Origin of the sequence: Vibrio sp. 779(2023), from assembly GCF_033344285.1 — a bacterium.
GTDB lineage: Bacteria > Pseudomonadota > Gammaproteobacteria > Enterobacterales > Vibrionaceae > Vibrio > Vibrio alginolyticus.
Genome location: NZ_JAWPOM010000190.1, coordinates 1 through 1,100, shown reverse-complemented (window position 1 = coordinate 1,100; position 1,100 = coordinate 1). Strand labels below are relative to the sequence as shown.

1 protein-coding gene is annotated in these 1,100 nt (G+C 46.3%); it reads left to right on the top strand.

Going from position 1 to position 1,100, the window contains the following annotated elements; genetic code table 11:
- Positions 1-1,100 (top strand): ATP-binding protein (locus tag R8O70_RS25985; RefSeq protein WP_318184559.1); only part of this gene is annotated, 1,100 nt, incomplete at both ends.

The window sequence follows — 1,100 nt, the reverse complement described above, 5'->3', positions numbered from 1 at the left end:
GAACTTTGAAGACTTTGTCGCCGAGATAGAGAGTATTTCGGCGCTCATGGCGGAACAAAAAGGACTGCGTTTCGACTTAGAACGTTTGAGTGACTTACCAAAAGCGATCGAGGTGGATGCGACCCGTTTACGCCAGGTGATTTGGAATCTAGTGAGCAACGCGATGAAGTTCACCAAAGAAGGTGGCGTTGTGATGACAGTCAGCGCTGATGCCGAAGAAGACTTCGCGACCATTATTATGGAAGTCGAAGACACCGGCATCGGTATTCCTGAAGCTGAACTGGATAAGATTTTTGCTATGTATTATCAAGTTAAGTCGGGCAAAGACAACTTGCATGCGGTAGGTACAGGCATTGGGTTAGCGGTTTCGAAACAGCTGATCAATATGATGGATGGGGACATTACGGTCACAAGTGAAGAAGGCTTTGGTAGTACCTTTACTGTGTCGATTCACGTTCCTATTGTTGAACTCGAAGAGCCGGTAATCGATGCGAAGCGCGACAATGTGCATCTCAACATCTTTATGGTTGAAGACATTGAACTTAACGTGACGGTGGCTAAGTCGCTGCTAGAAAGTTTGGGGCATTCCGTGACGGTCGCGATGACTGGGGAAGAAGCGTTAGTCAACTTTGTGCCGGATCAATACGACCTTGTGCTGTTGGACATTCAACTGCCAGACATGACAGGGTTTGATGTGGCGAAGTACTACCGTGAGCATTATGACCACTTACCTCCGTTGGTGGCGTTAACGGCGAACGTGATGAAAGATCGTCGAGAGTACTTAGAAAATGGAATGGATGACGCAATCAGTAAACCATTAGCTGTGCATGCTATTCAGTCAGTGATAGATAAGTTCTTTGTTGATCGAGTCGATAAACCCGCGGTGATTGTTAAGCCTGAAGTCAAGGAAGAAGCGGCGCCTTCTCCTGTGATTGAGACACATCTACTGGATCTGGATATGCTAGAGTCTTATGTGGATATTGTCGGCGTTAAACCCGTGTACGACAGCATCAAGATGTTTGAAGACATGATGCCAGATTACATTGAGGTATTAGACTCAAACATGACCGCAAAAGATCAGGATGGCATTGTTTCTGAAG